This is a genomic window from Pseudomonas sp. SWRI111 (assembly GCF_014268555.1).
Lineage (GTDB): Bacteria > Pseudomonadota > Gammaproteobacteria > Pseudomonadales > Pseudomonadaceae > Aquipseudomonas > Aquipseudomonas hamedanensis.
The window spans coordinates 64360-90020 of the sequence record NZ_JABWQQ010000017.1; the positions used below are offsets into that span (position 1 = coordinate 64360).

Sequence of the window (25661 nt, forward strand, 5' to 3'; positions counted from 1 at the left end):
ACAACTCAATCCGACCAAAACAACCATGACAACGCATTACCAAAAGTAACTATCAGCCATTTGTTACAAGCGACTACTCGACCATTGAATACTCGCTCTCGACAGGACTATATTCCTTGCGGCCTCACAAGAACTACAAGAACAACAAGAACTACATAGCCTGCTTAATTTCATTGCTGATCCAGAGGACACCGTATGCATAAGAAAACGATGACCTGCCTGTTACTTGCATCGCTGTTTTTGCCGCTGGCCAGCGTTGCGCAACAGACCCCTTCGACAGCGGACGCGCGCGACCTGGCTTCCTCTGCGCGATGGCTGACCACCCGGGTCTATATCGACGGCGCCCCTGAAACCGACGTGAAAGCAAAGTACCCCGGCGTTGTTGGAATATCGACGTGGGATCCGGAGCGCAATCGATATGAGTTCTTTTACACCGACACCGGAGAATCGAAGTACAACAACGGTGGCGGCGGTTATTTCTTCGTCACTGGCGATAGAAAACACCATGTTCTGGTGCCAGATATCGGGACAACCAAAACGATTGCCCGACGCCTGGAAACATTGAACAACAATGAGTTCACCTACTCCCGGGAAGTCCCCCGCGACATGATCGACGGCAATCCCCTTGTCCGCATTCATGTCGTTCATGCGCCTTATACCGGAACAGTCGAAACCAAATCTGCCATCAAATAATAATTCCAGAGGTCGGACATGCAAAAGATATTTAAAACCTTGCTGATATCGACGCTAATTGCGTCCTCGGTCTATTGCACCGGAGTCAGCGCCCAGGCCGCCAGCCCAACCGCAAAAAGTGTCGCCACCGCAGACAACGCCATGATGCTTACGGTGTTTCTCAAGCACGATCAGTCCCGCCCCTTGAGCGAACTCAAGGCCCAACTCACACAACAAGGCTTCTACAAAGCCTTTCCCCCGGCCGGAGTAGAGGTGGTGAGCTGGAATATCATGATGGGCATCGGGCAAGTCGTGACCGTGCGTTTTCCCGCCTCCCGACTGGCTGAAGTGAATCTGGCTCTGGAAAATACCGCTTGGGGCAGTTACCGCACCGAGTTCTACCCGACTTACGATTTCAAGCCAATCGCGCTGGCAGAGCAGAACAAGGCCAAAGCGGCGCAATGAAGGCCATGGCACACCGGACAACCGGTGTGCTGCAAATCCTTGCTTCTTGCTCGATGCCGTCCAGAATCACAGCATTGCGGCGCGGATGACAGCGATTGCCAAGCCGCTGCGGATTCAGCACTCTGAATGACTTTCGCGACCATCCCCCGCCGCCGATCACAGGAGCCGCGCAATGCCCGCAACCGTTCTGGTACTGGTTGAAACCATCAATGACTATCTGCCGATTCTCGAACGTCAAGGCTTTCACCTGATTCTCGCCCCTACGCCGGCCGAGCGTGCGCAAGCCATCGTCACCCACGGCAGTCGCATCGATGCGGTGCTGACCCGTGGCCCGCTGGGCCTGAACGCCGATGAAATCGCCGCCCTGCCCGCGCTGAAAATCATCACGGTGATCGGCGCCGGTTACGAGCAAGTCGACCTGCAAGCGGCCAGCGACCGCGGCATTACCGTCACCAACGGGGCCGGCGTCAACGCGTCCTCGGTAGCCGACCATGCAATGGCGATGCTGTTGGCGCTGGTGCGTGACATTGCGCGTTGCGACGCTGCCGTTCGCCGCGGTGAATGGCCGAAGATCATGCGTCCGTCGCTGGCCGGCAAACGCCTGGGCATTCTGGGATTGGGTGCGGTGGGCATGGCAATCGCCAAACGCGCGGCCCTGGGCTTTGATATGCAGATCTGCTATCACAGCCGCCAGATGCGCAGCGATGTGCCTTATGCCTTCTGCTCGACACCGACCGAGCTGGCGCGGGCTGCGGACTTCCTGATCGTCGCCACCCCCGGCGGACTCGGCACCCAGCATCTGGTGACCCGCACGGTGCTGGACGCCCTCGGACCGAACGGTTTTATCGTCAACATTGCCCGGGCCAGCGTGATCGCCACGGCGGACCTGATCAGCGCGCTCGAGCAACGGCGGATCGCCGGCGCCGCGCTGGATGTGTTCGACCACGAGCCGCACGTGCCGGATGCGCTGAAAACCCTGAGCAACGTGCTGCTGACGCCACACGTCGCCGGCCTGTCACCGGAAGCCACCCAGGGCACGGTGGAACTGGTGGGCAAAAATCTTATGGCGTTCTTTTCCGGCGAGCCGGTACTGACGCCCATCACACTGCCGCCCAGGCTCAACGACCAGCGTGTGCACTAAAGCACACCGAGCAAGGTCCACAACCGCCGCGATTCGGCATCGGCGCTGATCAACTCCCCCAATAACTCGCTCAACGGTTTATTGCCCCATTCGACCCCGCGCCGGATCAGGTACGGCACCGGGCTGTGGGGTTCGGTGCGGGCCAGGTACTCGGCGATCAGCAGCAACTGCCGATACGCCTCGACACGGCTGGCCGGCTCGCGCAAAGCCTGGGCCACCGCTGCCGGCGCTTCAGGCTGCGTCATGGCGGCCGGTGTTTCGAGCTGGGGTGCCGGCGCTGCCGGTTGTTGAGGGTGCATGGCAATAAACTCCTGAACCAGGGTCAGCAGCGCTTGAATGGTGTCCTGCAAGGGACGCAACCCCGGTCCCTGCTCTCCCAGATACGCCTCGCACCAGTTTTCCAACCGTTGCAGGTGTTGCAGGCTCAGCAGCAGATTGCCCTGCGTGCGCAGCCAGAAGGCCAGCGGCGTGGCGCGGATCTGATCGCTGAGTTTTTTCTGTTGGTTGCGCGCGGCTTCCGCCGAGCTTTTGGCATTTTTGCTGTCGTTGGCCTGCACTTGCTGAATCTGCAAGCGCCGCCAGACTTCCAGGGTACAGGCTTCAAAATCGCTGTTGCCGGCACCGAACAACGGCACGCGTGTCAGCAACACTTCAGTGTATCGGCGCACCAGCCACTCCAGCGGAATCACCCGCCACGACTGATCGCCCTCTTCGGCCAGCGGGTGCACATCCTCGGGAAAACGCTCGCACAGACCGCTGATCAGCGCCAGGCTGCCTGGCAGCCCATCCAGCGCTTGCAGGTGCAGCCACGCTTCGCCGAGCCAGGCGCTGAGCATCAAATCCTTGCTGCGTTCCAGCAACAAAGTAGTGGTGAGCCTCTCGACTTGCGGCCAGTCCGCTCGCTTGAGCGTCGACTGCCAGACCCCGGTCGGCAGGCTGGCGTCGTCTTCGCGGCGCAAGTCGCGCAATTGATCGAACTCGCGCTCATAGCGCAGATCGACACCGCAGGGCGCCTGTTCGCTGATCGGTGCGAGCAACTGATCCATCAGGTCCGGCAAGGTCGTCGACGGCAGGCTCACATATCCTCCTTCTGCGCTTCAAGGGCGGCGGTGCTACCGGTCAGCTGAAACGGTGAACGCGGCGCGCGGGTCGGTAACGGGGTAATCGCCAGCGGTAATTTCGAGCCCTGGCTCATCAACGACAGGCGCACGAACATGCGGGTAAATTCGCTGGTGACGCTGTCGGTAGACGCCGTCACGGGCAGGCGCAATGTCAGCGGAAAATCGGTGTAATCCATGCTCGGTTGGCGCTGTACCGAATAGTGCGCACGCATCAGCCGCAGCAACGACCACGGCCCGCCATATTCCCAGCCAGCCTCCAGATCGCGCACCACCAGGTTCGGTTGCAGCGGATCATTGACCGGGCGTTCCTTGCCATTACGGGCCCAACGCAGGGACAGCCGGATCGGCTGGCCGACCAGCCAGCGCAAATTCGCTTGTTCGGCCGGTACCGGATAGCTGATCTGCTGGCTACCGGCGAGCAGACCCCAGGCGATCACTTGATCGGCGCCCTTCTCGTCATCGCGATCGGTACGCCAGCGCACCTCCAGTTCGACGCCGAGCAGGCCGCTTTTGTCGCGCACAAACAACGGTGTCAGCCAGGTGCTCGCCTGTTGCAGACGATTGAGGAAATCCTGTGCTGCCAACCGCTCGGGTGTCTGGCTCAATACCAGCCCGGCCTGCGCGACAGGCAGACGCTTTTCAATGATGTCGAGGAAATGCTGGACCCGCGCCGGATCGGCATCCTGCGCCTGCACACCGTTGGCAAACGGAAAGCGGTCGGCCAGGTACTGATTGAAATAATTGGCCAGCTCATTCCAGGCGGCCGCTGCCTGACGCTGTTGCAGAAACTGGCAACGCTGCAGGGCCGACTGTTGCAACTCCAACGCACGCATCGCCAGCGTGCCGCGCCCTCCGGCGACATTGGCGGTCTGTAGCGTCTGGACGCAGGAGCTCGTGTCCATCTCGACAAAATCCCGACTGACCAGTTGTTCAATCTGCGCGGGTGCACTGGCCGGGTTGGCATCCTTGTACTTGAGCAGTTCCTCATTGAGCGCGCTGAACTGGGTGACGCGCTCGTAGTCGAGCGCCGACAACGCGCCCTGCTGGGTCAGCAACCACTGCAGGGCCGACTGCCGACGTTCAGTGATGCCGAGCATGGTGTTGAACTGCTGCTTGAGGCTCAGCTTCAAGTCCTGCACATCGCTGGCGGCGTACAGTTGCAGGCCAAGGTTCTTCGAGCCGTCCCACTGACTGATTTCTGCCCGACCGCCGAACAGCGGTTGCTCGGTAATTTCATCCAGACCGCTGACAATCTGCGCCAGGGCGCGGCGGTTGAGCGCGCCTTGCAGCCGCGTTGCCAGATCGCTGCGGTGCACCTCGACGAAGGCTTTTTGCAGGGCCATGGCTTGTTCGGCCTGCACATTGAATACCTCAAAGGGGTGGGTCTGATCGTTGTGATCCTTGAGACTCAGCCACATCGCCTGGGCGGCGGCGCTTTCGGCCGTTTGCAGCAAGGCCTGGCGATAGGCCGGTGGAATGCGCGGCAGCTCTTCAGCGATATAGCTTTTGTAACTGGCGTAATAGTTGAGCGAGGTATTCAGGTCATCGCCATCGACGGTCTGGCCTTCCAGGTTCACGTTGTCTTGACTGGCGCGCAGGGCGAGCGAAACGAAGTCGCGCTTGAACAAGGCCTGCACGGCGTTGTTGAGTTTGATCACTTGTTCTTGCAGCGCCAGTTGCCCACTGCCCTGCTGGATCAGCAAGTTGCCGCGCGAGCCGACCTGAGCGATCCACTGGTCGCGAAAACTCTGCTGCAGTTTGCCTGCCTGCCGGTCCAGCTGCTGCTCGACGCCCGGGCCGAGCAGGCTGCTCTTGCGCACTTTTTCAAGAAAATCGCGATATCCCGGCACCAGCTCCTGGCCTTTGCCGCGGCTCCACGTCGAGTTGGTCAGGGCAACCGCTGCCTGCAAGTCTTCGATCAGCGCGCGCAAATCTTCCAGTTCACGCAGGCTGTTGCCGCTGCCAACCTCCAGGCGCTCCAGGTGCAGCTTGAGGTAACCGGCCTTGCTGACGAAGTTGTCGGCGAGGAAATACTGATCGAGCCAGCGCTGCATCAGTGCGGAAAAGTTGCTTTCGATCAGCGGCCGCTCAGCGCTCAAATCCAGCGCCTGCAACTCGTCGCCATTGCCCGCGGCCAACACCCGGTTGTAGTAGGCCGCATGAGCCAGGGCTCCGACATTGAGATTGAGCGACAGCGCGTTGTTGCTCAATTGCACCAGATCATCCAGCGGCGTGCGCTGATTGTTCTGCACCTGGGCAAACAATAGGTTTTGCTGTTCCAGGCGCAACGCACGCTCTACCAGATCCGTAGCCTTCTGATAGCTCTGCCACTGCGCCGGGTCTTCACTCTCGACGCTGCTGCGCCGATCGGTGGGACGTATCGCTTTGAGTTTGCTCAGCTCGGCGCCGAGCAGTTCGTGCAATGGCAGCAGCACATGGCGCTGAGTAGACCGCAATACTTGCTGCTCGAGCTGTGAGTCGAAGGCGGAAAACCACGAGGTCGGCAACACCAGCGAGGCATAGCGCCAACGCGGCGCCCGCTCCAGCACGCGCCAGACACTTTGTACGTTGCGCCGGGTCGGCTCGACGCGATGGGCGTCATCGGTGACGGCCACATAGCTTTTTTGCGCGCTCTGCATCAGCCGCGCCAGCTCATGGGCATCCTTGACCGATTGCTGCCAGACCCACAGCATCGCCACCGCCCACAGCACGCCAACCACCAGCGCCACGCCGGCGCTCAAGCGCTGCCAACGCTGACGCAAGCGCAACAGCCGCGGCACACCTTGCGCCAGCCCGCGCTCGCCGACCAGACGCTGGCGCCACAACTGGCGCACGAACACGCTTTGCTGCAAAGCACGGTCGTCGGCATAGACCCCGTCCCGGGCGGTCTCCGGGGCCTGACTGGCGCTGAAATAGACGCCGCGAAAGCACGGCGCCTCCCCTTGGGCATTGCCCTGAAACACCGGTTCCAGAACACTTTGCAAACCACGGCGCAGGGTTTCCAGACGTTCCGGCAAGGCATACAGATCGGCGCTCAACTGTCCGGACAAGGTGCCGATTTCGATGACCGCCTCGGCCACGGCACGCTGGAGTTGATTGAGTGCCTGATCGCTCCATTGCCCTTGCCACAGCGCATCGCGCGCGTAGGGTGACGACCAGCCTAACGTGCGCTCACGGGCCTCTTCGGGCAAAGCGCTGATGAGCGCCTGAAAGCCCGGCAATTCGTCCAGGCCGGTGACAATCACGTACACCGGCACACTCAAGCCGAAGCGTTGCAGCAGATCGATGAAGCGCCGGCGTGCGGCCAGACCGAGGTTCGCGGCCTGTTCCAGGTCGCTCAGACGACTGACCGGCACCAGCCAGACCACGCCATCCAGCGGCCGTTTGCTGCGCAGGCGCAGGATCAGGCCGAGCAACCGCCACCAGCCACCGCGCTGCAAATGCATGCCGTCCTCGGGCAGAAACAGCGCTTGCGGCACCACCAGCACCGCGCCTTCGGGGTCCGACCACCAGCGGCCGAACCACGCCGGTTTGTCGGTGGGTTGCAGACGCCATTGGCTGACCAGTTGCGTACCCTGGACTTCATCGCCGAGCATCAGCAGCCAGGGCAACTGATAACGATCGTGGCTACCCTGTTCTTGCTCCATGTGCCGCACCGACGTGTAAAAACTGCGCACCGCCGCACCGCTGCGAGTGCGCAACCACCACACGGCCACGGCGGTGATCAGCAGCAACACCAGCAGCGCGGCGACCCATGCGACGATCGTCAGGGTGCTCATTCGTCTGGCTCCGCAACGCCCATCGACTCGGTGATTTGCAGCACCGGCTCCAGCTGCGCACGAATGTCACGCCAGAACCACTGACCAAGCCCGGTCAGCAGCAGCACCATGGCCAGAATGCCCAGCGCCAGACGCAAGCCGTCCGGCAAAATCGTGCGCACCGGCAGTTGCAACGGTGTGGCCAGGGACGGTTGCACCAGACGCTGACTGACGCCTTCGTAGCTGGCCTCGTCCTGCCAGGCAAATCGGTACAGCGCCAACCGCCATTTTTCCAGTTGCGCCTGACTGTGCTCGCCCCGCAGGCGACCGTGAAAACCAAGAATCAGGCACTGCAAATACACGTTGGCCAGATCGCGCGCGGTCGGTTGCTGCTCCTCAAGCAAAGTCTGGATCGCCGCCGGCACTTGCTCCCCCGCCTGACGGCTGGCGTACAGACGCGACTCCAGCGGTTTATCCTGCCACGCCGCTTGTCCCGGCCATGGCGTGAACAATAGGGTTTCGTCGACCAGGGCGACGAACGCATACACCAGCGCCTTGACCTGCTCGGTCGCGGAATCGCCGACCCGTGAATACGCCGTTCGCCAGAGTCGCTGGGAGGCTTGCGTCGACAGTTCGACCACGGTTTCCACCAGCGCCACATCGTCTTCGCTGTCCTTGGGCAAATGCAGCCAGTCCTGTTGCCACTGCTGCCAGGTCTGGCGGAACGCGCTGCTCAACGGTGCGTCCTGCAACCCAAGGCTTGCGGCACTTCCTTGCGACATACGGCGTTCCTTGTGTGATCAGGCACTTTCACTGTGCTGGGCGACAAACAGCACCACTTGCCAGGGACTGCTCGTCAGTTTTGCGGCGGGCGCGGCGATCATCAGTGGCAGTTGCGCGTCAAACCAGGCCCCTTCGGCAGTCACCACAAACAGCCGCGTGTCATCGCCGACGCTGTAGGCGACTTGCTCGCTGCGGCTCATCGCCTGATGGGCCAGGCCGCTCATGCGCTGACGGCTGAGCAGCGCAATGTGCGGCGCCGAGGCGATGATCGCCGCGCGCAGCCAATCACTGGCCGCCTGCTCGCTGGCACCGTTGGGCATGCGCAACCCGATGACCAGACGCTGGCTCGGCTGCTCATTGGGTAATTGAATGGAAAAGCTCTGTTCGCCACGTTCGAACGGCAGGCTGCGATAGCCGGCCCGGATCAGCTCAAGGGTGGTTTCCAGCCATTGCAGCAGCGCATCGAAACCGCGCTGCAATTCGACGAAATCCAGCGCGGAAAACGCCGGCACACCGGCCAGCGGATCGAGCGCCGACCACGCGCCGGCCAGCCCCAGCAGCAGCCCGTAAACCGCCTGCGGGGTCGCGACGCGACTGCTCAGCGCGCCCTCGACTTCCGGCAGGCGCGCCCACAATGCGGTCAACTGCCGACGGATCTCCAGCGCATCGTCCTGATTGCCGGCCTGCTGCGCCTGACGCAGACGGCCAGCGAGAAACAGACACTTCTCCCGTGCCCGTGCGCAGAGACCGGCGACGCGCTGACCCAGCACAGATTCGGGCAACAGGATGGGGGTTGGCGGTGTGTAAGACAGCGGCAGATAACCGCCCCCCTCCTTGCGGATTTTCAGCAGCGGCAGGCAGATCGAGTCGGCTTTGTTCAGTTGCGTGCACAGCCGCGGGTTGGGACGCCACACCGTGATCGATTCAGGAAACTCGCCACTGGTCAGGTCCGGCAGCGCGGCGCCGACCATCGACTGCAAGCGCCCCTTGAGCGGCAGCAATTGCCCGGCCCGCCACAGCGGACTGATCGCCAGGTACACCGTGACCGTGGCATCGTCGCAGGCGTCGATCGCGGCGCTGACATCCAGTTCCAGAGTCGGCCCGATACCGGCCTGCAGGTCCACCGGCAAGCCATCGGGCATCGTGCCTTGCAGGGACAACACCCGCACCACCCCACCGCTGAGCGCCGAGGGATCGAACGCCAGATGGCTGACGCCCCAGAACCACGGGTTGCACGCCTGCGCCAGGTGCGCACCGAGCGCTTCGGCCCGCAGCCCTTGCAACTGAAAGTGCTGTGGCAGCAACTGCATGCCTTCGTGCCAGCAGACCGCGTCAGGTAGCAGACTCATACGACTCCCTTCGACTGCGCCGCGAACCGGCGGCAAACGGTATTTTCAGTTTTCCTGGCTGACCAGAGTCATCTCGCGACTGTCGAACTTCAGCCACGCTTCACTCTGATCGTCGAGCCGCAAGCGGTGCGCTCCGGGTGTGTTATAGCTGGCGAAGACCAAAAGTCCAGCAGCCTTCTTGCCCCCCAACGGAAACGGCTGGCGGTCGATAAATTGCCCCGGCACCAGTTCCAGCCCCCACACACTCATCAACTGACGATAGTCGCGCTGGTACTGCTCGCGCCCGGCAAACCATTGGCTGGCACTGATGCCGGACAGCTGTTTGAGCAGGTCGGGATCGGCCACCGCGATGAAGTCCACGGCAATCGGCGTGTCGTCATTGGCTTTGGGCGCGACGTCGAGGGTCAGGCTGTCGAGTCCGACTTTCGGTCCGAACAACGAGCACCCCGCGAGCAAGAAAAACACCCACGTTAAAAAAAGTCGTCGATACAAAATGAATTTTCCTTTTCTTGAACTTGTCCAAAAATGTTTTTCCTTGCTTTTTTATAGACCTGTTCTAGCTTCTTGGGTAGTTCGGTTCCTACAGCCGAATGAGGAAGGTTTGTCAAAGGAACGACAGGTCATCTGCCTCCCTTTCTAACCTACGGTCCAGCAAGGGAAAGCGATGAACGGGCCACCCCGATGCATTGCGCCCGCTCATCGCATCGGAGTTCGCCGACATGGCAGAAAGTACTCAGCACAAGCTCGACCGGGTGCGTCCGCCCCGTGTGCAAATCACCTACGACGTCGAAATCGGTAATGCCATCGAGAAAAAGGAATTGCCGTTGGTGGTCGGGATTCTCGCCGACCTCTCCGGCAAACCGCTGGAGCCATTGGCAAAACTGACCGAGCGACGTTTTACCGAAATCGACCGTGATAATTTCAACGAGGTGCTCGCCTCGATCGGCCCGCGCGCCACCCTGCAGGTCAACAACACCCTCAGCGGCGACGACAGCAAGCTCAACATCGAACTCAACTTCAAACACATCGACGACTTCGACCCGGTCAAGGTGGTGGAACAGGTCACGCCGCTGCGGCGCCTGTTCGAAGCACGCCAGCGCTTGCGCGATCTGCTGACCAAACTCGACGGCAACGATGACCTGGACAAGCTGTTGCGCGACGTCATCGCCAACACCGAAGGCTTGCAGGAAATCAAATCGGCTCGCCCGGACACCGCTGTCCCGGCTGCTGATGCCGAGACGCCGGCCGAACCGCAAGCCTGATCGTCCATTCCACCGAGGGGAGAATTCGCCATGCCCGCCGCGCAGAAACAAGCCAGTGAAGGTGCAACCCAAACCCTGTCCCTGCTCGACCAGATCATCCTCGAAGGCCGTATGGCCCACGATGACAGTCAGCAGGATTACGCCCGCGACATGCTCGCGGAGTTCGCCACTCAGGTTCTCGACGAAGGCATGGCCATCGACAAGGACACCGTGGCGATGATCAACGACCGCATCAGCCAGATTGACCAGCTGATCAGTGCCCAGCTCAACGAGGTGTTACATCACCCCGACCTGCAAAAACTCGAAGCCTCGTGGCGCGGCTTGCACCTGCTGGTGCAGAACACCGAAACCAGCAGCCGGTTGAAACTGCGCCTGCTCAACGTCACGCAAAAAGAGCTGCAGAACGATCTGGAAAAAGCCGTCGAATTCGACCAGAGCGCGCTGTTCAAGAAGATCTACGAAGAGGAATACGGCACCTTCGGCGGGCATCCGTTCAGCCTGCTGGTCGGCGATTACACGTTCGGCCGTCATCCGCAGGATATCGGCCTGCTGGAAAAACTCTCGAACGTTGCCGCTGCCGCTCACGCGCCCTTCATCGCCGCCGCCAGCCCGCGCCTGTTCGACATGAACAGCTTCACCGAACTGGCCGTGCCGCGTGACCTGTCGAAGGTGTTCGAGAGCCAGGAGTTGATCAAGTGGCGCTCGTTTCGCGAAAGCGAAGATTCGCGCTACGTCTCGCTGGTGCTGCCGCACTTCCTCCTGCGCCTGCCTTACGGTCCTGACACCTCGCCGGTGGAAGGCATCAACTACGTCGAAGACGTCAACGGCACCGACCACAGCAAATACCTCTGGGGCAACGCTGCGTGGGCACTGTCGCAACGCATCACCGAGGCGTTCGCCAAGTACGGCTGGTGCGCGGCGATTCGCGGTGCTGAAGGCGGCGGCGCGGTCGAAGGGTTGCCAGCGCATACCTTCCGCACCAGCTCAGGCGACCTGTCGCTGAAATGCCCGACCGAAGTGGCGATTACCGATCGCCGCGAAAAAGAGCTCAACGACCTCGGTTTCATCGCCCTGTGCCACAAGAAAAACAGTGACGTTGCGGTGTTCTTCGGCGGCCAGAGCACCAACAAGGCCAAGGTTTACAACACCAATGAGGCCAACGCCAACGCGCGGATCTCGGCGATGTTGCCGTACGTGCTGGCGGCCTCGCGTTTCGCCCATTACCTGAAGGTGATCATGCGCGACAAGGTCGGCAGTTTCATGACCCGCGACAACGTGCAGACCTACCTCAACAACTGGATAGCCGACTACGTGCTGATCAACGACAACGCGCCGCAGGAGATCAAGGCGCAGTACCCGCTGCGCGAAGCGCGGGTGGACGTCACCGAGGTGGCCGGCAAGCCGGGCGCCTATCGGGCGACGGTGTTTTTACGCCCGCACTTCCAACTGGAAGAGCTGACCGCGTCGATCCGTCTGGTGGCAACCTTGCCGCCGCCGGTTGCTGCGTGAGGTGATGGACTTTTGTGTTGCTGCCTGAGGTGACGGGCTTTTGTGGCGAGGGGATTTATCCCCGCTGGGCTGTGCAGCGGCCCTGAAAAAGCGGGGCCGCTGCGCGCCCCAGCGGGGATAAATCCCCTCGCCACAGTCACTCACCACAGTCTCTCGCCACAGTGTTTCACCACAGTGCCCTTGCCACAGGTCCGGCTTCACTCTTGCACATCAGTATTCAGTTTTACAGATCAGTGTCCGGCCCATTTGCCTAATGTGATTTTCTTCAGGAGTTTCAAGCGATGGATGCAATCATTCTCGACCTCGGCGGCGACATCAAAGGCGACAGCCTGCTCGAAGGTTTTGCGGATAAGATCGAAGTCATGTCCTACAGCCACAACGTCGCGATGCAAGTGACCAACGACGTCAGCAACTCGGAACGCACCTCCGGTAAACCGCATATCGGCGAGTTCACCCTGACCAAGTTCGTCGACAGCTCGACACCGTCACTCAACGAGTACTGCTGTGCCGGTAAACCGATCCCTGAAGCGAAAATCACCGTCGGGCGCAACGCCGCCGAAGGCAGTGGGCAGTTGATGCCCTTCATCGTCTACACCCTGACCAATGTCGTGCTGTCCAACGTCAGTGTCAGCGGCGGCACCGGCGGCAAACCCGTGGAGACCCTGTCGCTGAACTTCACCAAGATCAAATGGGAGCTCACCGCGCAGAAAGACGACGGCACCAAGGAAGGCACGGCCGCATCGACCTGGGACATGGCCGCCAACAAGCTTGTCAGCTAAGCCGGCGTCGCGGCCATGGCAGGCACCGGCATGCTCCCCCCGCTGTTCGAACGCCTCGCTTCGAGCGAGGCCGACGACGTACGGACATTCGACCGGCAGGACTTGCTCGACTCGGTACACACCGAGCTCGGGCGCCTGTTCAATACCCGGCGTGGTCCGCGCACACTGACCCAGCCACCCAGCGTGATCGACTACGGCATCGCTGACTGGAGCGCTTTGCAACAACAGCGCAGCGATGACCGTCGTCGCCTGGCGCGCGATATTCGCGAAGCCATCACCTGGTTCGAACCGCGTCTGGAGCTCGCCGAAGTTCAGATCAACCCCCTGCCCGATCAGCCGCAACGCATGAGCATTCGCCTGCTCGGCGAGTTGCGCAGCGGTCAGCAACACTGGCCGGTAGCGTTTGTCATCGAGCCCGGCGGTCAAGGGCTGGAGGTGCGCCATGAGCGACTCGATTGACCCGCAACTGCTCGACTATTACCAACGCGAACTGACCTGGCTGCGCCATGCCGGCAGTCAATTCGCCGAGCGCTATCCGAAAGTCGCGCGGCGCCTGGAACTGTCACCCGGCGAATGCCCCGACCCGCATGTCGAGCGCCTGCTCGAAGGTTTTGCGCTGCTGGCGGCGCGTCTGCAACGGCGCCTCGATGACGATTACGCCGAGTTCAGCGATGCGCTGCTGGAACAGCTTTATCCCTTGGCGATGCGTCCGCTGCCATCGTGCGCCATCGTCCAGTTCGAGCCGGACCCGAGCAAGGGCAACCTTGATGGCGGTTATCCGCTGCCCCGCGACACACCGCTGTTCGTCACCACCGACAAGGGCCAGAGCATTCACTTTCGCACCTCGGCGGCAGTGAATCTGTGGCCCATAGTGGTCAGCGAAGCGTTGCTGCTGGGCAGCGACGAAGCACAGGCCCTGACCGGTGTGGCGCAGTCGCGCTCAGCATTGCGCCTGAGTTTGCGTTGCCTGGACGACAGCCAATGGTCAACGCTTGCCATCGAACAACTGCGCATTCATTTGGCAGCCTCGCCGGTAATCAATGCCTGCCTGTATGACCTGCTCGGCGCGCACGCCGTGCAAGTGCTGGCGGGGTCGCCGGGCAGTGTGCCGGTGGCGGTAAAAGGCTTGCCGAAAATCGTCGGCTTCAGCGACGACGAAGTGCTGCTACCCGATGAGGATGGCGTGCACCCGGGCATGCGCCTGCTCGCCGAATACTTTGCCTTCCCGGACAAATTTCATTTTTTCGACCTGCCGCTGAGCGGTGTCACCAGCGACAGTCAAACGCTGTACCTGTACATCGTGTTTGACCGCGCTCCCGGCAGTCGCCTGCATTTACAGGCCAGTGACATTGCCCTCGGTTGCGCACCGGTGATCAATCTGTTCCCACGCACATCGGAGCCGTTGCGTCCCGACGGTACCCGCAGCGAATACCGCTTGATCGCCGACAGCCACCGCGAAAACAGCGTCGAAATTCATAGCATTCGCGGCATGCGCTCAAGCTCCAGTGCTGGCGTGCAAAGGCTGCCCGCCTACTACGGCAGTCAGCACAGCGGCGGCGATCAACAGCGTTACTGGCATGCGCGGCGCGTCAGCGGCATGACACCCAACCGGCTGGGCAGCGACTTGCTGGTCAGCGTGGTCGACACCCGTTTCGAGCCGCAAACCGATCTACCCGATTACAGCCTCACCGCAGAACTGCTCTGTACTAACCGGCATCTTGCGCAGAGTTTGCCGGCGGGCACCCCGCTGGGTTTCGAACGCCCAGGCCCGGTCGCGTGGGCGCGTTTGCGCAACCCGCCGAGCCCGCAGAGTTTGCCGCGCCTGGACGGCGATTCCCGCTGGCGGCTGGTGTCGCAACTGACCCTCAATCACCTGTCGCTGGTTGAAGGTCCGCAGGCGCTGGATGCCCTGAAAGAGATTCTGCTGCTGCACAACCTGCGCGATGAGGCCAGCGCGCTACGGCAGATCGAAGGCTTGCTGAGCCTCCGTTGCGAACGCGTGATCGGCCATGTCGGCGCCGATGCCTGGCGCGGCTGGCGTAATGGGCTTGAGGTGCAGTTGCAACTCGATCCGCAGCATTTTGTCGGCAGCAGCGCCGTGCTGTTTTGCGCGGTACTGGCGCAGTTCTTTTCGGTGTACGCCACGGCCAATCGCTTTGTGCGCACAGTCCTGATGCAGTCCGACAAGGAGGTCAAGGCATGGCAACCCCAAGCCGGCATGCCGCTGTCGCTCTGACCTTGAGCCAACGCCTGCGCCGCGATCCGCAGGCGTTCGAGTTATTGCAGGCGCTGTTGCTGCTGGAGCGGGAACAGCCGCAAGCCGATTCGCTCGGTAGCGGTACTGCGCCTCAGGCCGAAGCGGTGAAACTGCGCGGGCCATTGACGCCGATGTTTGCCGCCAGCCAGATCGAAGCCCTGCGCGAGGAGCCGGGCCAGCCGTTGATCCTCGACACGCCTGTGTTCGGCCTCGGCGGCCCGGACGGCCCCCTGCCCTACGCCTATCAGGAATGGCTGCAACAACGGGCGCGGGCCAAGGATCACGCGCCGGCCGAGTTTCTCGACCTGTTTCAGCATCGCCTGCTGAGTCTGCTGTACAAAGTGATGCGCAAACACCGGATCGCCCTCGGGTTCGTCACGCCGGGTGCTTCGCCGGTGCAGGCGCAATTGCGTGCACTGACCGGGTTGCTGCCCAAATCCTTGCAGGAACGCCAAGCCGTCCCCGATTGTGCAGTGCTGGCGTGTACTGCGCTGTATGCCGATGGCCGCCGCTCACTGGCCGGGTTCGCGGCGATTGTCCGCGAGCAATTTTCCGTGCCCGTGGAGCTGAGCGCCTACGAAGGTGCCTGGCGAGAGATTCCAGCCGCCAGCCGCAGCGTCATGAAAGCGGGTGGACGCAATCTGCAACTCGGTCGCAGCGCGGTCGCCGGTACTCGGGTGTGGGATGAACACGCCGGGATTCGCCTGACCCTCGGCCCTCTGTCCTCGGCGCAAGCCGGACGCTTTCTGCCAGACGGCGAAATGCACCCGGCATTGGCCAGTCTTGCAGCGCTGTATTTCGGCCCGGACCTGGACGTGAAGCTGGTGCTGCTGGTGCGTGGCGCCGGGCCGATGAAACTGGGGCGCCTGGCCCCGGCGCTGCTGAGCTGGAACGGTGGTTTGCAGCGTCAGGCCAGCGTCGCGGTGCAAGCCATTGAAACCCGTCTTCGTCAGCTGGAGATCACCTGACATGGAACTGGCCAGCCTGATCGGACGCCTCAACCCGGACAACCGCCGCGCACTCGAACGCGCGGCGCAACGGTGTTTGCAACGCGGCCATCACTTTGTCGAGATCGAACATTTGCTGCTGGAATTACTCGACATCGAGGGTGGGGATTTTGCTTTTCTGCTGCCGCGTTTTGGCCTTGAGCGGGATGCGCTGACGGCGGAAATCAACAAGGCGCTGGATCTGTTCAAGGCTGGCAGCACACGCACGCCAGCGCTCTCGTCCCACACGTTGGGATTGCTGGAAGACGCGGTGGTACAGGCCAGTGTGCTCGGCATCGACAACATCCGCTCGGGGCTGCTGTTACTGGCGCTGCTTGATCGAGATGAGCGCCGCAGCCTGCTGCTCAACAGTGCGTCGTCGTTGCTGCGTATCCCCAAGGAAGCCCTGCGCACCAACCTGTTGGAGTGGACGGAAAACTCGCGCGAGCATGTCGGCCCACGCTCTGTGTCGTCTGGCAATAATGCGCCACGGCAAGACTCGGTGCTGGATCAATACACTCAGGACCTGACAGCGGATGCCCACGCCGGACGCATCGATCCAATTGTTGGTCGCGACGGAGAGATCCGTCAGTGCATCGACATTCTTCTTCGTCGCCGGCAGAACAATCCGATTCTGGTAGGCGCACCCGGCGTAGGCAAAACCGCCGTCGTCGAGGGCCTGGCTTTGCGTATTGCAGCGGGCGACGTGCCGCCGTCGTTGCAAGAAGTCAGCCTGCGCGTGCTCGACCTCGGCTTGTTGCAGGCCGGCGCCGGGGTCAAAGGTGAATTCGAGCAGCGTTTGAAAGGCGTGATCGACGCGGTGCGCAGTGCCGACAAACCGATCATCCTGTTTATCGACGAAGCCCACACGCTGATTGGCGCGGGTGGTGCCGAGGGCGGCAGTGATGCGGCCAACCTGTTGAAACCGGCGCTGGCCCGTGGCGAGTTGCGCACCCTCGCTGCCACGACCTGGATGGAGTACAAAAAATATTTCGAGAAAGACCCGGCCCTCGCCCGTCGTTTCCAGCTGGTGCAGGTTGAAGAGCCGGACGAAATCACTGCCGTGGAAATGCTCCGCGGTGTCGCTGCCAAACTCGAACAGCACCACGGCGTGCAAGTGCTCGACGCCGCGATTCACGAGGCGGTGAAGCTTTCGCATCGCTACATCTCTGGCCGCCAATTGCCGGACAAAGCCATCAGCGTCCTCGACACTGCGTGCGCCCGCGTCGCCCTCGGCCAGCACGACGTGCCGCCACCGCTGGAAAGCCTGCGCCACCGGCAAAACAGCCTCAAGGATGAGGTCGAGCGCCTGCGCCGTGAACAGGCTACCGGCCTGGATCACAGGGAACGCATCACCCTGCTGGAAGATGAATCGAAAACCAATGTGCAAGCGATCCGCGAGCTGGAAACCCGCTGGGGCGAAGAGCGCGTGGCCGTGCGCGAACTGCTCGACACCCGCCGCGAACTGCTGGCCTTGAGCGAACGCGCCGACAGCGACAAACCCGATGAGGCCACCGACAATCGCATCGATCATCTGGCTGGCGAGTTGCTGCGTCTTGAAGCTGGACTGGATGCCATCCGCCAGGACGATCCGCTGGTGCCTGAACAAGTGGATACCAAAACCGTCGCCGCTGTCATCGCGGGCTGGACCGGCATCCCCGTCGGCAAAATGCTTGCTGACGAAGCCCACGCCGTCCGCACACTCGGTCAGCGCATGGGCCAACGGGTGATGGGGCAAAGCACTGCGCTTAACACCATCGCCCAGCGTTTACAGGCTTATCGCGCCGGACTGACCGACCCGCAAAAACCGGTCGGCGTGTTCCTGCTGGTCGGCCCCACCGGCGTCGGCAAAACCGAGACCGCCTATGCGCTGGCCGACGCCTTGTATGGCGGCGAACGCAACCTGATCAGCATCAATCTTTCCGAGTACCAGGAAGCCCACACCGTCAGCCAGCTCAAGGGCGCCCCGCCCGGTTATGTCGGTTACGGCAGTGGCGGCGTGCTGACCGAAGCGGTTCGGCGCAAACCGTATTCGGTGGTGTTGCTGGATGAAATCGAGAAGGCCCACCCGGATGTGCTGGAAGCGTTCTACAACGTATTCGACAAGGGCTTGATGGAGGACGGCACCGGGTTGGTGGTGGACTTCAAGAACACCGTGATGTTGGCCACCAGCAATGTCGGCGCTGAGCTTTTGCTTGATACGCCGGTCGCGCAACTCGGCAGCGAAGCCTTCAACGAAGCGCTGCATAAGGTCCTCCTGCAAGCCTTCCGCCCGGCGTTTCTGGCACGCATGACTGTGGTCGCGTATCGGCCGCTGGATGAGGCGACGCTGGAAGGGATTGTGCTCGCCAAGCTTGAGAAGTTGCGCGGCCGCTACAAGGCGGCAACCGGCAAGCAGTTCGAGTTTGATTCCGGGATTGTCAAAGCGGTGCTCGCCAAGTGCAGCGCAGCGGGCGCGCGGGATATCGAGAATGTGTTGATGACGCAGGTGACGGGGAAGTTGGCGGAGTGGGTGTTGGAGTAGAGAAACACTATGAGCAAGAGCAAGAGCAACAGCACTGCAGGCGCAGGTTTTTATTGATGACAGAGAGAAGGCGACACGCATGGAGCTTAGCAATCAATACGATCTGGCCAAGATCTCGATTATTCTGGGCTCGCTCGCCAGCGGGCAAAACTGGGTCACCCATGCTTACGAGCAATCCAGGGCTTTTGATATCCAGGAAGTGCAGTGCGCGTTCTTCCAGGGCGAGGAACGACTTTTTATCGCAGCAAACCCGCGCGAGCATGCAGGCGTGCTCAGTATGCTCAATCGGTGTGGCGTCACCAATCTCAGCAGCCTGATGCAGCTCTTGTATAAAGCGCACAAGATTTTCAGCGCGCCGAGCATGACCTTGAATTCGCTGGGTATGGAGTACTTTTACTCAGCTCAGGACCGAGAGGGTTACCGTGCCGTCCACACCGCCAATGCATCGTTCAACCCCGCGCCCCTGACCGAAGAACAAACGGCAAAAATCAAAAGAATCGTCGACATTCAAACCCGTCTGCCAAAAGACATCGAGGCTCCGCATGCGTGGCTGTATAAAAAACTGGCGGGCAAAACTATTGATCCGAAGAAAATAAACACCACCACCGGCGGCCTTCATCTCGTCACGTCGTTAGCCAGTATCGGTACGCAAACCGTCAACGTGATCGAGAACAGTGAAGAGAACGTTCACGCGGAATTGGCATTGCTCAAATTTTTAACGAAGGGCATGGTGGAAGGTCATTTTTCAAAGAGCAAAATCTTCCTCGGTGGCAAAAAAGCCGCCTGTGAGAATTGTCAGAAATGGATTGATAACTACAAGAAAATTCTCGTCAACGGCGCCTCACTTCATACCCCGGAAGATGAGCGCCCATCGACCACGGCGACCGATTCCACCTGTCCTTCGCAGTTCACACCCGCCCTCGTGGCGCCGCAAATGTGCAAAGTCGACACCGCCAATCCTCGATTCAACTTGCTGTTCAGCGGCAGCAGAGTGGATGCAGTGACCTGGCCTGCGCCCCTTGTCGCCGTGCCCGTAGCCGTCCTGGTGTAACGAACGACGTACAGATTCATGGTGTTCCCCTTGCCGCTGTGCGCTGAGGGGTTGTTGTCTGATATTCAATGAGTGCGAAGGAGTGCATATGTACCGGACCGTTCTATACCGCGGCACCACCGAACTTTGGGAGCAGGTCGTCATCGAGGCCAGTCTGCCACCGATCAATGTTCCGATTGCCGTCGGCAGCTACCTGCAGAAGGTAAAGGTCATCAAACCCAATCTGGAAAAAGAAATACGCACCCGGATCGCGCAAAAACCTTGTTCGACGTTGCGCAGCGGCAAGGAAATCATCCTCGGCAATGTTCCTGTTCCATTGAGTCAATTGAACGCCCAGCAGATCAATCAAGAGATCATTGCGCGGGTGGGTGTGGAAACGGCTTTCGGTACGCCCAATTACTTCAGTCACTTTGTCCCGTGCGGGACCTACTCCGGTATTTCCGAGAATTTCGGCCACGGTGGTTACTACCGATTCGAAATTCAGGGAAAGATCTACGGCCCCACCCCGCAGGACATCGAAGAATACGTCGCCGAACGCCATACGCTGCCTTCCTATGTCATCCCACTGTTCAGGGGCGGCAGTAACGAAGTGCTTGCCTATACCGGGAGCCTGATTACTTCGGTGGTATTGATGCGCGGCAGCGACGTGTACCGAACGGTTCTGAACTCACTCGATTAGTCGAAAAGCGGTTGCACAAGGAGCGTTGCATGTACTCGATCATGATCTGGAATACGCAACACTTCGATAACCAGCGGGCCAAACTCTCAAGTGCGTATTCGGATAAAAAGCAGTTTCTGGACTACTTCATCCAGCAAAAGAAGCCAGACATCATCGCTTTGTTTGAAGTGGGGAAAACCGGATCGATCAATGAAAGCCTGGTCAGCGACTTGATGGGCAGCTACACCCTCGCCTCCGTGCTCGCGCAGGAAGGCGGCAAGAAGAAACACACCACGCTCGGTTCCATGGTGCTTATTCGCGATGCCATCGCCAAAGAGTTCGACGATGTCACCGCGAGTTACATCCTCTCGCACACCGAACAACGGGCGCCGTTGATCATTCGGCACAAAGCTTCGGGTTATGGCTTTGCGTTCTATCACGCCAACGCGTCATACATGGCGCCCGGCAATATTCTCGACACCATCGAGTTCATCGAACGCAACGTCGGAAATCTTGGCATCAAGCAATTGCTGTTTTTCGGCGGCGATCTGAACGTGAATGCCGTCGAAGGGCCCGAGACCATGCTTGGCATGAGCCGATTGCTACCCAAAGGCGCCGGCTATACCCATCTGAGCGTGCGCAATGTCACCTTGCAGCGGGCGACCAACGAACTACGCCTGCGCCAGGGATACGGAGAGGACATGCACCATACGCCGCAATCCTATCTTGAACACTACATGAACATGGAGGCCATCGAGCGTTGCGAAATACTGCCCATCCTGTTGATGCTCGACTATGCCTATGTGCATGCCCCGCACGCTTGGGAAGCCAGCTGCGACGGCAGCATTCAAATCAACAGCGACACGGATGGAAACACCGTCAGCATTTCGCCGCGCTGCCTGGGACAGGCTATTCGCAGCGACCATTTCCCGGTGCTGTTCACGCTCAAGGCCACACTCGAATAACTCTGCACAAAGGTCGCTAAATGCCCCGTTCCACCGACAGCAACACCATGCTCTCTCTCACCGCCACCTCGCTGTCGGCGCTTTATCCTGAGTCGCTGTCCGGTGAAGAAGCCCTTAATTCGCTTGGTGTGCAGACTCTCAACGGTCTTAACGACGGCGCCTCGCTCACCCTGACCAGCGCCGTGGCCAGCCACGTCACCACGACTTTTCACAACGACGCGCAACTGCGCCCGTTCGACGCCCTGGTCGCGGAAATCCGCCAACTGCCCGCCGACGCCACCGCCGAGCGCTATCAACTAATCCTGCGCCCGTGGCTCTGGTGGCTGACCCTCGCCAGCAACAACCGCGTGTTCCAGAACCTCGCCACCTCGGACATCGTCACCACGATCTTCAAGGCCCACGGTTTCAACGATTTCAAACTCTCGCTGACCGGCAGCTACACCCCGCGCGAATACTGCGTGCAGTACGGTGAAACCGATTTCGCCTTCGTCTCGCGGCTGCTGGAAGAAGAAGGCATCTTCTGGTTTTTCACCCACGCCGACGGCAAGCACACGCTGGTGCTCGGCGACAGCAACGACGCGTTCGTGCCGATCCCCAATGGGCCGAAGGTCAAGTATCTGGGGCAGCAAATGGGCTCGCGCGAGTTGCATGGCATTCGCTCGGGGCAGGTGTGCTTGCAGGCGGTCGTCGGGGTCTATCGGGCGACGGATTACGAGTTCACCACGCCATCCACTTCGCTCTATGCCCAGGCCGAAGCGGTGGCCGGGCCGCGCTCGATTTATGAGCATCCGGGCGGCTACTACGCCAAGGCGCGCGGCGATGCGCTGAGCAAGCAACGGGTCGACGGCTTGCGCAGTGAAGAGAAACGTTTCGTTGGCGAGAGCGACTGTCGCTGGCTGATACCGGGCCACTGGTTCACCCTCGACGGCCACGACGATGCGAGCCTGAATATCGATTGGGTGGTGACGCGGGTCACCCATGACGCGAGCCATGAGAGCTATCGCAACCGCTTCGAGGCCATCCCCAAAGCCACGCCGTTTCGCCCGCAACGGGTCACACCGAAACCGCGCATGCACCCACAAACCGCCATCGTCGTCGGCAAGTCCGGCGAAGAAATCTGGACCGACGAATACGGCCGTATCAAGCTGCAGTTTCCATGGGATCGCGACGGCAAGAATGACGAAACCAGTTCCTGCTGGGTGCGCGTGGTGTTGCCGTGGAGTGGCAAAGGCTTCGGCATGCAGTTCATTCCGCGCATCGGCCAGGAAGTCATCGTGACGTTTATCGATGGCGATCCGGATCGTCCGCTGGTCACCGGGTGCGTCTACAACGGTGACAACGCCCTGCCCTACGCGTTGCCGGCCAATCAGACGCAGTCGGGGATCAAGACGCAATCATCCAAGGGCGGCGGTGGGTTCAATGAACTGCGTTTCGAGGACAAGAAGGATGCTGAAGAGGTGTTCCTGCAGGCGCAGAGAGATTTGAGGATCAACGTACTCAACGACACCACGGCCACCGTGGGCCATGACGAAGCCCTCACCGTACAAAACGCACGCACGCGCACGGTGAAGGACGGCGACGAAACCGTGACGCTGGAGAAAGGCAAACGCAGCGTGACCATCCAGACCGGCAGCGACAGCCTCGATGTGAAGGACACTCGCACGGTGAAAGTCGGCGCCGACCAGAACCACAGCACCGGCGGCAATTACACCGACAAGGTCACCGGCGATTACAGCCTGACGGTGGATGGCAACCTGACCATCAAGGTCAGCGGCACCCTCACCTTGCAGAGTGGCGGCAGTTTCACGATCAAGAGCGGTGCCGATCTGACGACGTCGGCCAGTACTTCGATCACCCACAAGGCCGGCACTGCCTTGACCAATCAGGCCGGTACTTCGCTGGATAACAAGGCCGGCACCACACTGACCAATGACGCCGGGATCAGCCTGACCAACAAGGGCGCGGCCTCGCAGACCGTCGATGGCGGCGGCATGCTGACGATCAAGGGCGGACTGGTGCAGGTCAACTGACAAGGAAAGGCAATGGCGATCACACCGCTGGATCTGCAGCAGGATGACAAGCAACTCAAGGGCCGCTTGCACGACGGGCAGCTTGAGGGGCCGTTGAGCATCAAGGATGACGGGCGCAAACAGGCCGACCTGAATTACAGCGCGGGTGAGTTGGAGGGCACCTCTGTGCTTTATCACCCCAACGGCAAGGTCTCGGCGCAGATGCCGTTTGTGCGTGGAAAGTTGCAAGGCGTGGCGAGCTTTTTTGCCGCCGAGGGATTTCTACAACGCAAGGCCAGTTACCGACGCGGGTTGTTGCACGGTGAGGCGTTCAATTACTTTCCCGACGGTCAGGTGGCCGAAGCCGAATTTTTTCGCGATGGCGTGCGTGAGGGGCGTTATCAGCGTTTCCATCCCAACGGCAAACTGGCGGCGCAAGCGCGGTACATGAACGGGCAGTTGCTGGAGCCGGAACAGGGCTTTGCCGAGGACGGGCGGCCGTTGGGAGCGGATGGCAAACCGATTTCGCGGGTGCGCTGGTGGTATCGCCATTGGGCGGATCCGCAGCAGGCCTGACAGCTCTCTGTTGGCAGAACCGGCCTCTTCGCGAGCAAGCCCGCTCCCACAGTTGATCGCATTCCCATGTGGGAGCGGGCTTGCCCGCGAAGGGGCCGGCACACTCAATTCGGATCTCAGGGAATGAGCATCTGCATCTGCCCCGGCATCACGATCTTGATCACCCCCGCCCAGTTGCACATCAATGTGCTGTTGGCATCGATCGCCGGCATCCCGCCGAGCAACAGCGTCGGCGCCCCCCCTGGGATCCACGGCGTCGCCGTCGCCGGAATGCACGGCATCGGCGTCAGCACGCCGAGCGCCGCCGCGGTGGCGGCCGCCACCATCGGATTGGCCATGCTCATGCACACGCCGAACGGCAGGATGTTGACCAGCGGGATTTGATCCATGATGTTCGCCGCTGGCATCCCACCCGTCAGGGTGCGATTGACCGGTAACACGTTGAGCATCGACGGCGCAGCGCCGAAGCTGCATTGCAAGGTGGCGCTGGCACAGACTTGCGGGCAGCCCATTTGCGCTCTCCCTGTTGGACACGGCATACCTGCTACACCTTAGTCGGCTGCGTCCCGTTGTGCACATTCCCACAGGTGATTATTCGGCAACACGCTAACCTATAAGACCTGCCCGCGCTTGTGAGCGACCGAGCGCGCCATTAGATTAGCCAATGATGTCTGGCCTCCAAAATAAGCAGAAGGGATAAGCATGGCGCTTACTGACCAGTCCACCCGTATCCGCTCCGGCGAAGAACTCGATGCCAGCCTGATCGATCCGTACCTCAAGGCGCACATTCCGGGCCTGACCGGCACACCTGCAATCAGCCAGTTTCCCGGCGGTGCGTCGAACCTGACCTACCTGTTGGAATACCCGCAGCAGGAGTTTGTCCTGCGTCGCCCACCGTTCGGCCACAAGGCCAAATCGGCCCACGACATGGGCCGTGAATTCCGCATCCTCAATCAATTGCGTGACGGCTTTCCCTACTGCCCGAAAGCCTACGTGCATTGCACCGACGAAGCCGTGATTGGCGCCGAGTTCTACGTGATGGAACGCGTCAACGGCATTATCCTGCGCGCCGAACTGCCACCGGAACTGGGTCTCGATTCGGCAAAAACCGAAGCGCTGTGCAAAAGCTTCATCGACCGTTTCGTCGAACTGCACCGCGTTGACTACAACGCCTGCGGCCTCGGCGACCTCGGCAAGCCTGAAGGCTACGTCGCTCGCCAGATCAAAGGCTGGAGCGAACGCTACGAAAAAGCCCTGACCCCGGACGCCCCACACTGGGAGAAAGTCAAAACCTGGCTCAACGACAAGATGCCGGCCGACCACCCGACCTCGAGCATCGTCCACAACGATTACCGCTTCGATAACGTCATCCTCGACCCGGACAACCCGATGCAAATCATCGGCGTACTCGACTGGGAACTGACCACCCTCGGCGACCCGCTGATGGACCTGGGCAACACCCTCGCCTACTGGATCCAGGCCGACGATCCGGCGCCGGTGCAACTGATGCGCCGCCAGCCGAGCCACGCACCGGGCATGCTGACCCGCCGTGAATTCGTCGATTACTACGCCGAGCGCTCGGGCATCCAGATCGACAATTTCGACTTCTACTACACCTACGGCCTGTTCCGTCTGGCCGGCATCGTGCAGCAGATCTACTACCGCTTCTACCATGGCCAGACCCAGGACAAACGCTTCGCGCAGTTCATTCACATGAACAAACTGCTCGAGCAGATGAGCTTGCAGGTCATTTCGAAATCGAGCCTCTGACCCAGGCCTCCAACAAGACTTTTCAC

22 protein-coding genes are annotated in these 25661 nt (G+C 60.8%); 16 read left to right on the top strand and 6 right to left on the bottom strand.

All coding sequences use genetic code 11. From position 1 onward, the window contains the following. Positions 1-195: 195 nt before the first annotated feature. The 3 genes from HU755_RS19325 (at position 196) to HU755_RS19335 (ending at position 2278) form a co-directional block, all read left to right on the top strand. Complete coding sequence (locus tag HU755_RS19325) at positions 196-693, top strand: DUF4822 domain-containing protein (protein WP_186635535.1); 498 nt, start codon at positions 196-198, stop codon at positions 691-693. 18 nt (positions 694-711) lie between these two features. Then, positions 712-1137 (top strand): hypothetical protein, encoded by a 426-nt coding sequence (locus HU755_RS19330; RefSeq protein ID WP_186635538.1) that lies wholly within the window; start codon positions 712-714, stop codon positions 1135-1137. A gap of 172 nt (positions 1138-1309) precedes the next feature. After that, on the top strand, positions 1310-2278 hold the full coding sequence (locus tag HU755_RS19335; protein ID WP_186635541.1) for a 2-hydroxyacid dehydrogenase: 969 nt from the start codon (positions 1310-1312) through the stop codon (positions 2276-2278). Here the strand turns inward: HU755_RS19335 and tssA are convergent. From tssA to HU755_RS19360, 5 genes are read right to left on the bottom strand one after another with little or no spacing between them, the layout of a single operon-like run. Further along, entirely contained in the window at positions 2275-3357 is a 1083-nt protein-coding gene (gene tssA / locus HU755_RS19340) for a type VI secretion system protein TssA (protein WP_186635544.1), read from the bottom strand. The genes HU755_RS19335 and tssA overlap by 4 nt on opposite strands. After that, entirely contained in the window at positions 3354-7178 is a 3825-nt protein-coding gene (locus HU755_RS19345; protein ID WP_186635548.1) for a type VI secretion protein IcmF/TssM N-terminal domain-containing protein, read from the bottom strand. Before HU755_RS19345 ends, tssA begins: the two co-directional genes overlap by 4 nt. Further along, complete coding sequence (locus HU755_RS19350) at positions 7175-7939, bottom strand: DotU/TssL family secretion system protein (protein ID WP_186635551.1); 765 nt, start codon at positions 7937-7939, stop codon at positions 7175-7177. Before HU755_RS19350 ends, HU755_RS19345 begins: the two co-directional genes overlap by 4 nt. 18 nt (positions 7940-7957) lie before the next feature. Further along, complete coding sequence (tssK, locus tag HU755_RS19355) at positions 7958-9289, bottom strand: type VI secretion system baseplate subunit TssK (protein ID WP_186635554.1); 1332 nt, start codon at positions 9287-9289, stop codon at positions 7958-7960. Positions 9290-9334: 45 nt separating this feature from the next. Next, complete coding sequence (locus tag HU755_RS19360) at positions 9335-9781, bottom strand: type VI secretion protein (protein ID WP_186635557.1); 447 nt, start codon at positions 9779-9781, stop codon at positions 9335-9337. 227 nt (positions 9782-10008) lie between these two features. Between HU755_RS19360 and tssB the strand changes: the two genes are divergently transcribed. From tssB to HU755_RS19420, 12 genes are all read left to right on the top strand, one after another. Next, a complete protein-coding gene (tssB, locus tag HU755_RS19365) occupies positions 10009-10551 on the top strand; it encodes a type VI secretion system contractile sheath small subunit (protein WP_186635560.1) in 543 nt (180 codons plus the stop codon). A gap of 30 nt (positions 10552-10581) precedes the next feature. Further along, positions 10582-12060: a type VI secretion system contractile sheath large subunit gene (gene tssC, locus HU755_RS19370; protein ID WP_186635563.1), complete on the top strand. Its 1479-nt coding sequence runs from the start codon at positions 10582-10584 to the stop codon at positions 12058-12060. A 281-nt stretch (positions 12061-12341) separates the two neighbouring features. Next, on the top strand, positions 12342-12839 hold the full coding sequence (locus HU755_RS19375; RefSeq protein WP_186635566.1) for an Hcp family type VI secretion system effector: 498 nt from the start codon (positions 12342-12344) through the stop codon (positions 12837-12839). Between the two features lie 15 nt (positions 12840-12854). After that, the gene (tssE, locus tag HU755_RS19380; protein ID WP_186635569.1) at positions 12855-13298 is read left to right on the top strand and encodes a type VI secretion system baseplate subunit TssE; all 444 of its coding nucleotides are present in this window, start codon (positions 12855-12857) and stop codon (positions 13296-13298) included. Further along, positions 13282-15075 (top strand): type VI secretion system baseplate subunit TssF, encoded by a 1794-nt coding sequence (gene tssF, locus HU755_RS19385; protein ID WP_186635572.1) that lies wholly within the window; start codon positions 13282-13284, stop codon positions 15073-15075. The genes tssE and tssF overlap by 17 nt, the downstream gene beginning before the upstream one ends. Further along, positions 15039-16064 (top strand): type VI secretion system baseplate subunit TssG, encoded by a 1026-nt coding sequence (tssG, locus tag HU755_RS19390; protein WP_186635575.1) that lies wholly within the window; start codon positions 15039-15041, stop codon positions 16062-16064. The genes tssF and tssG overlap by 37 nt, the downstream gene beginning before the upstream one ends. Position 16065: 1 nt before the next feature. Then, positions 16066-18606 (top strand): type VI secretion system ATPase TssH, encoded by a 2541-nt coding sequence (gene tssH / locus HU755_RS19395; RefSeq protein WP_186635578.1) that lies wholly within the window; start codon positions 16066-16068, stop codon positions 18604-18606. Between the two features lie 79 nt (positions 18607-18685). After that, positions 18686-19657, top strand: a complete 972-nt coding sequence (locus tag HU755_RS19400) for a hypothetical protein (RefSeq protein ID WP_186635581.1) — start codon at positions 18686-18688, stop codon at positions 19655-19657. Positions 19658-19745: 88 nt separating this feature from the next. Further along, entirely contained in the window at positions 19746-20336 is a 591-nt protein-coding gene (locus HU755_RS19405; protein WP_186635584.1) for a hypothetical protein, read from the top strand. Positions 20337-20365: 29 nt separating this feature from the next. Continuing rightward, positions 20366-21280 carry an endonuclease/exonuclease/phosphatase family protein gene (locus HU755_RS19410; RefSeq protein WP_186635587.1) on the top strand — a complete coding sequence of 305 codons (915 nt, stop codon included), beginning with the start codon at positions 20366-20368 and terminating at the stop codon, positions 21278-21280. 20 nt (positions 21281-21300) lie between these two features. Then, the gene (tssI, locus tag HU755_RS19415) at positions 21301-23310 is read left to right on the top strand and encodes a type VI secretion system tip protein VgrG (RefSeq protein ID WP_186635591.1); all 2010 of its coding nucleotides are present in this window, start codon (positions 21301-21303) and stop codon (positions 23308-23310) included. A 12-nt stretch (positions 23311-23322) separates the two neighbouring features. Beyond that, positions 23323-23865: a toxin-antitoxin system YwqK family antitoxin gene (locus HU755_RS19420; RefSeq protein ID WP_186635594.1), complete on the top strand. Its 543-nt coding sequence runs from the start codon at positions 23323-23325 to the stop codon at positions 23863-23865. Between the two features lie 116 nt (positions 23866-23981). Here HU755_RS19420 and HU755_RS19425 read toward each other — a convergent pair whose 3' ends face one another. Beyond that, a complete protein-coding gene (locus HU755_RS19425; RefSeq protein WP_186635597.1) occupies positions 23982-24377 on the bottom strand; it encodes a DUF4280 domain-containing protein in 396 nt (131 codons plus the stop codon). Between the two features lie 190 nt (positions 24378-24567). Here HU755_RS19425 and HU755_RS19430 point away from each other — a divergent pair, with 190 nt between their 5' ends. Then, positions 24568-25635: a phosphotransferase family protein gene (locus HU755_RS19430; RefSeq protein WP_186546691.1), complete on the top strand. Its 1068-nt coding sequence runs from the start codon at positions 24568-24570 to the stop codon at positions 25633-25635. The last annotated feature ends 26 nt before the right edge of the window (positions 25636-25661 follow it).